This window comes from Nonomuraea sp. NPDC049714, assembly GCF_044465295.1.
Classification (GTDB): Bacteria; Actinomycetota; Actinomycetes; order Streptosporangiales; family Streptosporangiaceae; genus Nonomuraea.
Genome location: NZ_JBITLM010000011.1, coordinates 12,836 through 24,769, shown reverse-complemented (window position 1 = coordinate 24,769; position 11,934 = coordinate 12,836). Strand labels below are relative to the sequence as shown.

Genomic DNA, 11,934 nt, shown 5'->3' with positions numbered 1-11,934 from the left:
TAGCGCTTGTGCAGGGAGGTCACCTCGATGCCCGCCATCAGCGTCGCACCGCCCCGAGCGTCACACCGGCGACGAGGTGCTTGCGCACCAGGTAGGCGAAGACGAGCACCGGTAGGGCGAACACTATGGAGGCGGCGGCCACGAGACCCCAGTCCACAGTGGTTCCACCGATGAGGCCGGCGATGGCGGGTGGGGCCGTCCGCACGTCGTCGCCGGAGGTGAGGAAGATGGCGAACACGAACTCGTTCCACGAGAAGATGAGTGCGAAGACCGCCGTCGCGGCGATGCCGGGCACGAGCAGGGGAAGGGTGAATCGCCAGAACGCCTGCAAGCGGGTGTAGCCGTCGAGCATGGCGGCATCCTCGTACTCTGCGGGCACCTCGTCGACGAACCCCTTCATCATCCAGATCGTGAACGGGACGTTGAACGCGGTGTAGATGAGGATCAGGCCGAGCTTGGTGTCGATGAGTCCGACTTGGCGGTACATGAGGAAGATCGGGATCACGACCACCACGGGCGGCATGAAGCGGGTGGACAGGATGAAGAACAGTTGGTCCTTCTTGGCCTTCACGGCGAAGCGTGAGTAGGCCCAGGCCGCTGGGACCCCCAGAACGGTGGCCAGCACCGTGGAGACTCCGGCGACCACGACGGAGTTGAGGAACGAGACGGACAAGGCCGAGCGACCGCCGCCGGAGGCGACGAACACGTCCTTGAAATGGTCCATGGTGACCTTGAAGCCGAAGAACTTGGCCGGAATGGCGTAGACGTCCCGGTTCTCCTTGATGGACGTCTCGATCATCCACAGCACCGGAAAGAGCATCACGACGGCCAGCACGATCAGCAGCGCGATCTCCAGCACGGAGCGGCCCCGGCCGCCACGGCGGCGCGCGGGGGGCGTGTGATCCCGGACAGGACCTGTGGGCACGGCCTCGTCGACGGAGACGGCCATCAGTCCTCCTTGAGCTTGTTCAAGTAGCGCAGGTAGAGCTGCGTGAGCACGATGACGACGAGGACCATGAGGATCCCGTACGCCGAGGCGGTTCCGGTGTTGAAGCCCAGGAACGCGACCTTGTAGACGTGGAACGACAACGTCTCGGTGGAGACCCCCGGACCTCCGCTGGTGAGGATGTAGACGAGGTCGAACAGCCGGAAGGCCTCGATGGCCCTGAACAACACAGCAATGAGGAGCAGCGGCCACACCAGCGGAAGAGTGATGGTGCGGAACCGGAACCACTCGGACGCCCGGTCGATCGAGGCGGCCTCGTACAAGTACTTGGGGACCGCGGTAAGGCCCGCAAGTGCGATGAGCATGATGAACGGCGTCCATTGCCAGGTGTCGACCACGATCAGGGAAATCAATGCCGTTCGTTGCCCGGTGAGCCACTCCACCTGCCCCAGGCCGAGCGAGCCGAGCATGCTGTTGATCACGCCGAATTGCGCGTCGAGCATGAATCGCCAGAACAGCCCGACCACGACCGGCGACAGCATCATCGGAACCAGGAACAGAGTGGTCAGCAGTCCTCGCCCGTGCGTGCGCCGTGAGATCAGGTAGGCGATGGCGAAACCGAGCACGGTCTGCAGAGCGACCGCGCCGCACACGTAGATCAACGTCGTCAAGGCCCTCTGGTGGACCTGCGCCGAAGTCAGGATGGCGGTGTAGTTCTCGAACCCGATGAAATGGGCGGGCCCCCCGCGGGTAGCCGAGTAGTCGGTGAACGACAGGTACAACGCCCACAGCAACGGGAACACCGACATGGCGAGCAACAGCAGCAACGCGGGGGAGGTGAAGACCACGGTGAGCCAGCGGTCGCTCAAGCGGCGGGACCGACCCGGTGCAGGCGGCGTCGCAGACGCCACCTGCCCGGGGTGGTCGGTCGTCAGAGAGACGGGGTCACTCACAGTCCGCCGCCGCCCTTGCGGTTTTTGGAGTCGAGCACGCCCTGCTGCTCCTTGGCGATGTCGTCGAGCGCATCCTTCGGCTTCTTCGCGCCGTTGAGAGCCGCGTTCACGTTGGTGTTCTCAATGTCGACGAGGCGCGCGTACTCGGGCACGTTCCACATGTCCCGCATCCGCGGAACCGAGTCGGTGTACACCTGGTTGAACGGCTGGGCATTGAGGAACTCGGGCGACTCCAGGGCGTCCGTACGCGATGGCACGCCACCGGCGGCGGCCCACTTCTTCTGGATGTCAGCCCGCTCGAACCACTTCATGAAGTTCAGGGCCTCCGCCTGGTTCGTCGTGGAGGAGTAGGCCGACACGTGCATCCCCATGCCGCCGAGAGGCACCAGGTTCGTCTTCTGGCTCGGCAGGGTGGCGAAACCCAGCTTGTCGAGAATTCGCTCCCGCGTGGTGCCGAGCGTCGACTGCTTCGGGTCGAGCAGGCCGCCGCTCGCGGCGATCCAGTTGAACGCGATGCATGCCTTGCCCTGGGCGACCGCCGCGTTCACCTCGTCGATGAACCAGTTGCCGGAGCCCTTGGCGGTCAGCGGCTTCATCTTGTTGACCAGGACGTCCATCGCCTCATGGCCCGCAGCGTCGTTGAGGACGCCATCGATCTTGCGCGTCTTGGAGTCCCAGAGGTTGCCGCCGTAGACGCCGTTGACCGTGTTGTACGTTACGGCCGCGGCGTCGGAGCCGTTGGCCTGGTGGAAAGCCAGCCCGCTGACGCCGGGGTTGTCCGCCTGGCACTTCTCGGCGACTGAGATCATCTGGTCCCAGGTCTGAGGTGGCTTGTCGCCGATCAGGTCCTTGCGGTAGATCATCGTCCAGGTGTCGCCGAGCAACGGCAGTCCGTACAGGCTGGCGTTTTCGTCGCGCTTCCCCGTCTCCGCCTGGGGGAACTGGCCGTAGGCCGCCAGGAGGTACGGGTTGTAGGCCTTGACGTCGATGTTCTTCTTGACGAAGTCGGTGACGTCGAGGATGTTGCCGTTCGTCACGGCCTCGCCGATGTGTTGCGAGTCCAGGATCGGGATGTCGAAGTCGGTCTTGTGCGCTGCGAACTGGGTGAATATCGCGTCGTGCCAGTTCGCGTTCGGCACGGTGTTGACCTTGATGGTCACGTTCGACCGCTCCTTGGCGTACTCCGCGTTCGCGAAGGCTTCCAGCGCGTGGGCGGGGGGCCAGTCGAACCAGATGAAGCTGAGGGTCAGCGGGTCCTTGGTGAGCTCCGGGATGGTCGCCGGTGCCTTGGGGGCGCTCGCCTTCGCGCCGTCGTCCTGGCCGCAAGCCGCCATGGTCGTGGCCACCAACATGGCCACCATCGCCAGCTGCACCTTTCGACGGGGAACGGACAGTCGTCCTATTCGCTTTGGATACCGCATCCTCTTGCCTGCTTTCTGGGTGGGGGGACCTCTGGAGCAGTTGCTGCGTGCTTCGCCGAGCAGTTGCTGGGTTGTTCAGGCGTGTTGCAGGCGGTCGCAGGGCCTGGCCCGCAGACCGGCGTCACGAGTACGCCGCGACGTAATGGGGCTTCAAGCAGTCGAGAAGTCCTTCGGTCCTTGTTCGGCCCGGTGGTGAACCGAGTAGGACGTCGAGCATGCTCATAGGAGCTTCAACTGATCGAAGCGGAGCGATGGGTGCAGGATGGCTGGCATCCGTCACCTTTCCTATACGATCCGAGTGGGGGCGTCAACATCCCGCAGCGGTGCGACCGATGTCAACAGGTTCCCGAAGACGCAAGAAAGGACCTCATGTCACGATGGACGACGAAGCGATGATCGCGCGGCGCCGTGGAGCCATGACGGGCGGAACGCCGCCGGGAAGATCTCGCGGCCGGCTTGCCGACGAGGTGTACGACACGCTGCTCGGACAGCTGATGTCGCTACGGATCGAGCCTGGCTCCCGCGTCACGATCGACGTCCTGGCGCGAGAGCTGGGGGTCTCGCAGACGCCGATCCGAGACGCTCTCAACCGCATGGAGGCCGAGGGCCTGGTCGTGCGTGTGCCCCATGCTGGCTATCGCATTCCCCCCCAAATCACCCGTCACCGATTCGAGGACATGCTTGAGCTCCGCCTGCTCCTCGAGCCGGCAGCGGCGCGCAGATCCGCCGAACGCGCATCCTCGAAGCAGGTGGCCGGTCTGCGACGAATGCTGGAGGAGATGGCGGAGTTGGAGGGGGGCGACGGGCCCATGGCCTATGGCGCCTTCGGTCTACGCGACGCCGCTTTTCACGATCTCGTCGCCCTGAGCGCGGAGAACCAGGTCATCCGCGAAGCGCTCGCTCGCCTGCACACGCACGTGCACCTGTTCCGGCTTCTCCACGACACCCAGGTCACTCACTTGGCCATGGCCGAGCACGAAGAAGTTCTGGCCGCGATCGCCGCGCGTGACCCCGACGCCGCCGCCTACGCCATGCGTCGGCACATCCTGCTGTCCGGCGAGCGGTTCCGACGATTGTTCGACGAGGTCAAGGACGCGGACGGAATGGCGGTAAAGGCTTGACGGGCGGGCTGGGCCGAGGAATGCTAACCCAATCGGATCGGATTGGATCGGATTGGATCCACCTCACCCGCCCCAGATGCGAGGAGAAGCAGGTGCCCAGAGCACTGCTCCTGACCGGCGACGCCGCCGAGGAGCTCGACACCATGTATCCCTACTATCGCGTGCAGGAGGGCGGCTGGGACGTTGACGTCTCGTCACGGACGATGCGTGACGTTCAGCTGGTCATCCACGAGTTCGACCCCAACTCCGACGCCTACGTGGAGAAGAACGGCCGAAAGTTGCCGGTCGACGTGCCCTGGGCCGAGGTCGACGTCGAGCGCTATGACGCCCTCATCATCCCTGGGGGACGCGCCCCCGAGTGGATCCGGGTCGACGCCGACGTCAGGCGCATCACCGAGCACTTCTTCGCGCGCAACCTCCCGATCGCGCTGGTGTGCCACGGCGCGCAGGTGCCAGCTGTGTACGGGCTGCTGAAGGGTCGAAAGACGGCGTGCTTCCCCCCCATCACCGGTGACATGGAGAACGCGGGCGCGACGGTCGTCGACGCTCCCGACGTCGTGGACGGCAACCTCGTCTCCTGCCGGGGGTGGCCCGACATGCCGCAATTCGGCAGGGCGATGATGGAGCTCTTTTCGAAGTCGATCAACTCCGCATCGGCATGAGCACACCTGACCTGTCCCGGTGACGGCACTTCGGACCGTCACAGTCGACGGCTCCCCCGTCCACGTCATGGAGAGCGGCACCGGGCCCGCGGTGCTGATGCTGCACGGCTCCGGACCCGGTACGACCGGATCCGGCGCCTGGGCAACGACGGCACAGGCGCTGGGCACGTCCTGGCGCCTGGTGGCTCCTGACCAGGCGGGGTTCGGCCGTACACCGATCCCGGCGGGCTCCAGGGGTGGGCTCCGGCTGTGGACGGAGCAGGCCGCGGGCCTGATGGATGCTCTCGGTGTCGAGCACTACGCCGTGGTGGGTCACTCCATGGGCGGTGCCGTGGCGCTGGCGTTGGCGGCCGCGCGTCCCCAGCAGGTCACCCGTGTCGTGGCGGTCTCGACGATGGGCGCCCCCGGGGCGCCGCTGTCCGCCGAGCTCGACGCGGTCTGGGCCGCCCCCGCCGGCCCGCTCGGGGCACGAGACATGTTGAGTCGCCTCGTCCTCGACCAAGCGCTCGTGACCGAGTCGGCCGTCGCTGCCCGTGCAGCTGCGATGCGAGCGGGAGCGGCCGCATTCGCGTCGTTGTTCCCTCCACCTAGGGCACGTTGGGCCGACGACCTCACCCTCTCGGCGCAAACGCTGGCAGGGGTCCGCGCGCCCGTGCTGCTCGTCCACGGTGCCGAGGACCGAGTCACCCCGCTCGGGACGGCAGCCCTGCCCCTGCTCGAACACCTGGCCGATGTCCGTCTGTACGTGCTCGGCCGATGCGGGCACGTGCCGGCGCTCGAGCACCCGCACGACTTCAGGCAACTCCTGTCGTGTTTCCTCGGCCGGGAACGAGGTCACTAATTGCTGCGACAGGTCCGCAGCCCGTGCTCAAGCAGATCAGCATGAATCAGGCGTGATCCGCGCAGAAGCTAGCGCCCTCCCCGAGACCCGAGCCATGACGAGGCAGTGGCCGAGGTCATCGCTCGACATTGCGCCTGCCGACAATTACATCCGCCCAGGTCATAGACCTGCGATGGCTTCGCATGGCGGCGCGAGGTCCGGTCACCAGGAGAAAGGAGGGCGTGCGGCATGATGATCGACTGTGCTGCTTCGCCTGGCTTATCTGACCGTCACGAACGCTTTCGCCGCGCTGCGGTTGCTGCCCATGGGCGATCGGGACAAGGACGTGGAGATCCTTGCCCTGCGGCACCAGATCACCGTCCTTGAATGCCAACTCGGCGCCGACACCGGAGTAAGTTTCGCGCCCGAAGAACGGGCCTTACTCGCCGCGGTCCTGACCTCGCTGCCCCGAGAAGTCCTGCGCCGACTGCGGCTCGTCGTCCGACCGGACACCGTCCTGCGCCGGCACCGCGATCTAACGAAACGGCGTCATGCCCGCACCTGCCCACCGAAGCGGCCTGGCCGCCCGCCCACCGCCCGCTCCATCCGCACCCTTGTCCTGCGCCTGGTTCGGGAGAACCCCGGCTGGGGCTACCGGCGGGTCCACGGTGAGCTCACCACGCTCGGCATCAAGGTCGCGCCGTCCACGGTGTGGGAGATCGGCAGGCGCAGTCCTCATCGGCCTGGACCAAACGCGCGATGATCGGGACGGTGTTGCCGCCGGCCGAGGCCAGCAGGATCATCGCCCGCCGGTAACGCACTGTGCCCATCGTGCCGCGCCGTACGATGCGCTGCAGCTTCTCCCTCTTGGTCCGAGAGGCTGCGGAGCTTGACCGGATGCTGGACCCGATGGATTCCAGCTACCGCCGCAGCCTGGGCAAACAGCTGTCGGTCCACGGTTCCCGGCACCGCCTGGCCCGCAAGATCTGCCACGGCAACTCCGGTCGGATCCGACAGGCCTATCGGGAAGGCCCGGAGGATCAACTCGCGGCTCTTGGACTTGTCGTCCATGCCGTCGTTTTGGTCAGGGGTGGCGCCTCGGCCGAGCCCCGGCGGATCGAGGTGGGAGGTGATGCGCCAGGTGCTCGCAGGGCCGCGGCTTCCCGGTCGCCGACGTGGTCCAGGACGGCGACCACGTGCGGGCTGGGCGGGCCGGTGACCACGGACGTGTTCCCTGTTGAATCGACGCGTCTTCGGAGCTTCGTGAGAGGTGTGACAGGTGGGGGAAAGGTCTGTTGGGTGACGGCGAGATCGTTAGTGGTGCAGGCCGTATCCCCGCTTGAGCCTGCTCGCCGACGAGATGGCGGCGAGCAGGCTCTCGTGGTTCAGGCGTTCATGTGGGATCGGGCATCGCCGAGATCAGATGCGGTTCCACCGTTGGTTGGTGCCGCCGTGGCAGGTCCAGATGTTGAGCCGGACGCCGTTGGCGGTGCCGCTCTCGGGCACGTCCAGGCACTTGTTCGCGCCGATGGCGGTGATGGTGCCGTCGGCGTTGAAGCGCCACTTCTGGTTGTTCTGGCCGTTGCAGTCCCAGATGAGAACGCTCGTGCCGTCGGCGGTGCCGTTGTTGTTGACGTCCAGGCACTTGCTGCCATAGACGCGCAGTTCACCGGCGGATGTCGAGGTCCACTGCTGGTTGGCCTGCCCGTTGCAGTCCCAGATGTTCACTGGCGTGCCGTTGGCTTGAGACGCTTCGACCACGTCGAGGCACCGGCCCGATCCGACACCTTGGATCCGCGTCGTGGGATCGGGTGTGCCACCACTGACGCGGAACACCACGGTGCCGTGGGACGGGACACTCGCTGAGATGGCTCCCGTGGTCGTGGTGACGGCGTTGGTCCAGGCGTCGCGCAAGGAGAACGAGTTGCCGCTCAGGCCGATGGCGGAGGCGGTGGTGCTGATCGTGGTCGTGCTGCCGCCCTGGTTGAACAGGGCCACCGCGACGTCGCCGTTGCTGAGGCGTTTGGCCAGGATGCGGCGGGTGCCGTCGTTGCTGATCTGGGTGGCCTGCAGGCCGAGGGCGTCCTGGTTGATGGCGATCAGGCGGGGGTTCTTCAAGATCGTCGTGGTGGCGGCGTCCATGTTCCGGACGTCGTTGCCCGCGATGAGCGGCGAGGCCATGACCGCCCACAGGGCGAAGTGGCTGCGCATCTCGGTGTCGTTCATGCCGCCCCGGCCGACCTCCATCATGTCCGGGTCGTTGAAGGCCCCTGGCCGGGCGTAGCCCGACAGTGGCGCGTTGACGTTGACGATGTTCTGGATGCCCATCGGGTAGCCGTTGGTCTGGCCGGAGTCCCAGGTGTTGGTGATGTCCTCGGTGGTGCGCCAGATGTTGGCGACGTCGCCCCAGTTCCGCCGTGGGCCGGTCTTGTCGTGGATGCTGTTGGGGTTGATGCTGTAGAGGATCGGCCGGCCGGTGGCGGCCAGGGCGTCGCGCATCTTGGCGAAGGTGCGTACCTGGTCGTCGATGGTGCCGGTGGGTGAGCACCAGTCGTACTTGAGGTAGTCGACGCCCCAGGCGGCGAACTGGCGGGCGTCCTGGGCCTCGTGGTTGAGGCTGCCGGTCGCGCCGGGGTAGGAGCCGAAGTACTGGGCGCAGGTCTTGTCGAGCGGGGCCTGGTAGAGGCCGAACTTCAGGCCCCTGGCGTGCAGGTAGTCGCCGAGGGCCTTCATGCCGCTCGGGAACCTCGACGGGTTGGCCTGGAGGTTCCCGGCCGAGTCGCGGGTCGGGTCGAACCAGCAGTCGTCCACGACGACGTACTGGTAGCCCAGGTCCCGCATGCCGTTGCCGACCAGGGCGTCGGCAGTCTGCTTGATCAGCGTCTCGTTGATGTTGCAGCCGAAGGTGTTCCAGGTGTTCCATCCCATCGGCGGGGTACGGCCCACACCGTTCTCCAGCGCCTGGGCCTGAGGGACGGGGGTGAGCGCGACGGCCAGCGCCGTCAGCGCCAGTAGGACGCGTGTTCGTTTCCTGTTCAGCGGTGATCGGTGGTTCAGCATGGTTGGGCTCCTGTCACTGGAAGGAGGCGTCGTCGACGTAGAGGCCGTCGGCGCCCGCGGTGGTCTCGACGTAGAAGGAGGCGCTGGTCAGCGTCCCGGTCCAGGAGACGGTTGCTGTGCCGGTGAGGTGGGTCCAGCCGTTGGCGTTGACGCTTTGAGCCGGGGTGAGCTGTATGTAGCTCGTCGTGCCGTTCGCGGTCAGCGTCAGGGTCGCCTTCGCGCTGGGGGTGCCGCTCTGGGAGCGGACCCAGACGCTGGTGGTGTAGCTCTTGCCGTTGCTGAGGTGCGCGGTCACGTTCTGGTGGGGGCCTTGCCATGCCGCGGTGCGCCCGGAGTTGAGCAGCGACCGGCTGCCCGCGTGCGCGACGTCCGTCGCGGAGGAGAGGGTGCCCCCGGAAGTCGTCCAGCCCGCCGTGCCGTTCTCCATGGTGCCGTTCGCCAGCAGGTCGTCGCCGCTGCCGCTGCTCGGCGTGAACTGCCACCAGTTGAGGTTGAGCAGGTAGCCGCTGCCGCCGGCGAACCGGAGGTAGAGGTCACGGGTGCCGGTCGCGCCGGACACCGGGCAGGTGACCGTGGCCCAGTTCTGCCACCCGCCGGTGCCGGTGACGGTGCAGGTGCTTACGAGGGTGCCGGTGGCGCTGCCGAGCCGTAGCTCGATCCGGCCGCCGCTGGTGGCCGAGGCCACGCGGGCGGTGAAGGAGGAGGCGCCGTTGCCGAAAGCGACTCCCTTGACCTTGATGTAGTCGCCGTTCTCGATGTAGCCCACGTTCATGCCGCCTTCGCCAGAGGGCTCGGTCTCGACCCCGGAGGCCCAGGCGATCGTCTCGGCCTCCTGGCGGACGAACGGGTTGAGCGTGCCGGTCTGAGGCGGTCCGGCGGTGGTCATGGTGATGGTGGGGATGGTGCCGTCGGCGTTGTAGGTGAACTTCTCCACGGCCACTGACCGGGTGAAACCGCCTCCACCGGGGAGGGCGCCGTTGTGGTAGAAGAAGTACGACCCGCCGTTGAAGTCGATGATCCCGGCGTGGTTGGTGAAGCTGCTTCCCTGCCGGGGCATGATCGTCCCTCGGTAGGTCCACGGCCCGGTGGCGCTTGGGGCCGTCGAGTAGGCGATGAACTCGGAGCAGCATTCGGCGGCGAAGACGTTGTAGTAGAGGCCGTTGCGCTTGAAGACCCAAGGGGCTTCCTCATACAGGGTCGGGCGGGCGGGGTTGCCGGTGCGGGTGCCGTAGCCCGCGGTGGTGAGGGGGATCTGCGTGGGATTGCCGGAGTAGGAGATCATGTCCGTGTTCAGGCGGACGTACCAGAGGCGAGGGTTGCCCCAGTACAGGTACGCCTGGCCGTTGTCGTCGATGAAGACGTTGGGGTCGATCTCGCCGTTGTTGACCAGCGGGCGTCCGATGGCGTCCCGGAAGGGGCCGGTCGGGCTGTCGGCGACCGCGACGCCGATGGCCATCGAGCCGGTGGCGCGGTCGCGGACCGGCACGTACCAGTAGAAGCGGCCGTTGCGGTGGGCAACGTGGCCGGCCCAGGCGTTGGCGTCGGCCCAGGCGAAGGTGGCCAGGCTCATGGGCGAGCCGTGGTCCGTCCAGTTCGCCATGTCCGAGGACGAGTAGACGCGCCAGTCCTTCATGGTGAAGTACGTGGAGCCGTCTTCGTCGTGGCCGGTGTAGAGGTAGACGCGGCCGTTGTGGACGAGCGGTGCGGGGTCGGCCGTGTAGATGGTCTGCACGATCGGGTTGTCGGCTCCGGCCGCCGATGGGAACAGCACGGCAGGAAGCAGCAGGCCGACGGCACACAGAACCGTGCGCAGGGCAGATCTCACCGGTTGTCCTCCTCAGGTGGGGGGTGTTCGTGGGTCCCGGACACGGCGGATGCTCCCGGACGCTGGACCGCGTGGGCGCCGGAAGGTGCTGGGCGTTCAGCTTGGTGTTGGTCTCGATCCCGGTGCCCTGGCAGCACCAGAAGGAGTTGTAGGCCGTGCTCCAGGTGCCGCCGCCCCAGGCCGGGCCGACGCCCCGGCGTCCGCCGGGGTTGAGCGGGGTGAAGTAGGTGACGTGCCCGTGCGGGTCCGACGGGTTCTGCTGCCCGATCAGGTGGTTGAGCAGGGCGTTCTCGTAGTAGTCGAAGTAGTCGGCCCGGGTCGGCGACAGCAGCCACAGCTCCCGGGTCAGCTTGAGCATGTTGTAGGTGTTGCACGCCTCGCCGGTGTCCCTGGTCAGATGGGCGGCGATCGCGTCGGGTGGGCGGAAGTGTTCGGCCTGGCTGTTGGAGCCGTTCACGTACGTGTGCGCGCCGACGGTGATGGACCAGGCGTTGGCGGCGATGTCGCGGTAGCGGGTCGTGCCCGTCGCCTTGTACTCGCGGGCCGCCCCGATCCACTTGGGCACCTGCGTGTTGGCGTGCGATCCGTTGAGCCGGTCCTGGTTCGCGGCCAGTGGGTCGAACACGCCCGCGTGGTCGAATCGCTGGGCCGTGGCCAGCCAGCGGGAGTCGCCGGTCATCTGGTACAGGTCCGTCAGCACGGCGTTCATGCCGCCGAACTCGGTGCCGAGCATGGCCTGCATCCGGCTCGCGCCGAGTCGCGACGTGCGTGCGTCCACCCACCCGGCCAGGGCCAGCAGCACGGTCCTGGCCTGGGTGTTGCCGAGCAGCCGCCACACGTCCAGCAGCCCGGCCAGGGTCTTGTGGAGGCAGTAGTACGGCACGTTGCCGTTGGTCAGGGTGCGGTTCTCCACGGCCGTGATGTCCGATTCGGGGAAGCCGGACAGGTAGCCGCTGGAGAATCCGGCGGCGCCGTTGTTCGCCTGGCATCGGGCCAGCTCGGCCACCATGTGGCCGGCCTTGTCCCGGCAGGTGGTGTCCAGCCAGCGACCGGAGGTCAGCCGGACCTGGCCGAGGTCGAACTCGTACGCCGAGACGCCGATGTCGGATCTGGCCCAGGGGAGTGC

9 protein-coding genes and 3 pseudogenes are annotated in these 11,934 nt (G+C 66.9%); 5 read left to right on the top strand and 7 right to left on the bottom strand.

The window, feature by feature from the left end; translation table 11 throughout:
- Nucleotides 1-37: 37 nt before the first annotated feature.
- The 3 genes from ACIBQX_RS35255 to ACIBQX_RS35245 all read right to left on the bottom strand — a co-directional run bounded on the left by ACIBQX_RS35255 (nucleotide 38) and on the right by ACIBQX_RS35245 (nucleotide 3,260).
- Nucleotides 38-949, bottom strand: a complete 912-nt coding sequence (locus ACIBQX_RS35255; protein ID WP_397012301.1) for a carbohydrate ABC transporter permease — start codon at nucleotides 947-949, stop codon at nucleotides 38-40.
- Nucleotides 949-1,815, bottom strand: coding sequence for a carbohydrate ABC transporter permease (locus ACIBQX_RS35250; RefSeq protein ID WP_397012299.1), 867 nt, complete (start codon nucleotides 1,813-1,815; stop codon nucleotides 949-951). Before ACIBQX_RS35250 ends, ACIBQX_RS35255 begins: the two co-directional genes overlap by 1 nt.
- An 80-nt stretch (nucleotides 1,816-1,895) precedes the next feature.
- Nucleotides 1,896-3,260: an extracellular solute-binding protein gene (locus ACIBQX_RS35245; RefSeq protein ID WP_397012297.1), complete on the bottom strand. Its 1,365-nt coding sequence runs from the start codon at nucleotides 3,258-3,260 to the stop codon at nucleotides 1,896-1,898.
- 437 nt (nucleotides 3,261-3,697) lie between these two features.
- Here ACIBQX_RS35245 and ACIBQX_RS35240 point away from each other — a divergent pair, with 437 nt between their 5' ends.
- From ACIBQX_RS35240 to ACIBQX_RS35225, 4 genes are all read left to right on the top strand, one after another.
- Nucleotides 3,698-4,441, top strand: a complete 744-nt coding sequence (locus tag ACIBQX_RS35240) for a GntR family transcriptional regulator (RefSeq protein ID WP_397012295.1) — start codon at nucleotides 3,698-3,700, stop codon at nucleotides 4,439-4,441.
- Nucleotides 4,442-4,533: 92 nt separating this feature from the next.
- Complete coding sequence (locus tag ACIBQX_RS35235; protein WP_397012293.1) at nucleotides 4,534-5,103, top strand: DJ-1/PfpI family protein; 570 nt, start codon at nucleotides 4,534-4,536, stop codon at nucleotides 5,101-5,103.
- 19 nt (nucleotides 5,104-5,122) lie between these two features.
- On the top strand, nucleotides 5,123-5,944 hold the full coding sequence (locus ACIBQX_RS35230; RefSeq protein WP_397012291.1) for an alpha/beta fold hydrolase: 822 nt from the start codon (nucleotides 5,123-5,125) through the stop codon (nucleotides 5,942-5,944).
- A 241-nt stretch (nucleotides 5,945-6,185) separates the two neighbouring features.
- Nucleotides 6,186-6,686, top strand: coding sequence for a hypothetical protein (locus ACIBQX_RS35225; RefSeq protein ID WP_397012289.1), 501 nt, complete (start codon nucleotides 6,186-6,188; stop codon nucleotides 6,684-6,686).
- Here the strand turns inward: ACIBQX_RS35225 and ACIBQX_RS35220 are convergent.
- Nucleotides 6,658-6,838: pseudogene (locus ACIBQX_RS35220) on the bottom strand (IS630 family transposase); the annotation flags it as partial. The gene ACIBQX_RS35225 and the pseudogene ACIBQX_RS35220 overlap by 29 nt on opposite strands.
- On the opposite strand from ACIBQX_RS35220, the pseudogene ACIBQX_RS35215 reads away from it, so the two are divergent.
- Nucleotides 6,821-7,006, top strand: a pseudogene (locus ACIBQX_RS35215) (Tn3 family transposase); the annotation flags it as partial. The pseudogenes ACIBQX_RS35220 and ACIBQX_RS35215 sit on opposite strands and share 18 nt — an antisense overlap.
- A gap of 336 nt (nucleotides 7,007-7,342) precedes the next feature.
- On the opposite strand, the gene ACIBQX_RS35210 reads toward ACIBQX_RS35215, so the two are convergent.
- The 3 genes and pseudogenes from ACIBQX_RS35210 to ACIBQX_RS35200 all read right to left on the bottom strand — a co-directional run.
- Nucleotides 7,343-8,983 (bottom strand): glycoside hydrolase family 27 protein, encoded by a 1,641-nt coding sequence (locus tag ACIBQX_RS35210; protein ID WP_397012287.1) that lies wholly within the window; start codon nucleotides 8,981-8,983, stop codon nucleotides 7,343-7,345.
- A 13-nt stretch (nucleotides 8,984-8,996) separates the two neighbouring features.
- A complete protein-coding gene (locus ACIBQX_RS35205) occupies nucleotides 8,997-10,808 on the bottom strand; it encodes a family 43 glycosylhydrolase (protein WP_397012285.1) in 1,812 nt (603 codons plus the stop codon).
- 157 nt (nucleotides 10,809-10,965) lie between these two features.
- Nucleotides 10,966-11,817, bottom strand: a pseudogene (locus ACIBQX_RS35200) (beta-L-arabinofuranosidase domain-containing protein); the annotation flags it as partial.
- Nucleotides 11,818-11,934: the final 117 nt, after the last annotated feature.

Excerpts from the sequence above, each read along its gene's own strand:
- ACIBQX_RS35210 (WP_397012287.1), bottom strand. The coding sequence starts at position 8,983 with ATGCTGAACCACCGATCACCGCTGAACAGGAAACGAACACGCGTCCTA.
- ACIBQX_RS35240 (WP_397012295.1), top strand. The coding sequence starts at position 3,698 with ATGGACGACGAAGCGATGATCGCGCGGCGCCGTGGAGCCATGACGGGC.
- ACIBQX_RS35245 (WP_397012297.1), bottom strand. The coding sequence starts at position 3,260 with ATGGTGGCCATGTTGGTGGCCACGACCATGGCGGCTTGCGGCCAGGAC.
- ACIBQX_RS35255 (WP_397012301.1), bottom strand. The coding sequence starts at position 949 with ATGGCCGTCTCCGTCGACGAGGCCGTGCCCACAGGTCCTGTCCGGGAT.